Genomic DNA, 323 nt, shown 5'->3' on the forward strand with positions numbered 1-323 from the left:
CCGCTACAGTCACGCATTCAACGTCGGCCCCATGGCCTACGGGGCGCAAAACGCCATTCGTGTTTGGAATTCATTTTCTGACTTAAGCGAAATCCAATGGGAAACTTACCAAACAAAAAAAATAGGAGAAGATACTCCTGTTGAAGGCATTGAAGTTGTGAGCGAAAAAGATTTGAAGAGTGCCCGCAATTTTAATTTGCCTGTCGCTTTTCAAAATTCAGATGCGAATGAAGCTGTAAAACAAGTGGGAAAGGTTGAGAAATTAGTAGCCGCTGTTTCCTCCATCGAAGAAATGGCCTTCTGGAAACCCGTGATTGCCGCGT

1 pseudogene (cut by both window edges) is annotated in these 323 nt (G+C 44.6%); it reads left to right on the top strand.

Annotated features, from left to right (window positions below):
- Positions 1–323, top strand: a pseudogene (locus tag A2048_02240) (hypothetical protein) (it extends past both window edges: 1,007 nt to the left, 626 nt to the right).

The sequence above is a fragment of the Deltaproteobacteria bacterium GWA2_45_12 genome, from assembly GCA_001797365.1.
In the GTDB taxonomy this organism is placed as follows: Bacteria; UBA10199; UBA10199; order UBA10199; family UBA10199; genus UBA10199.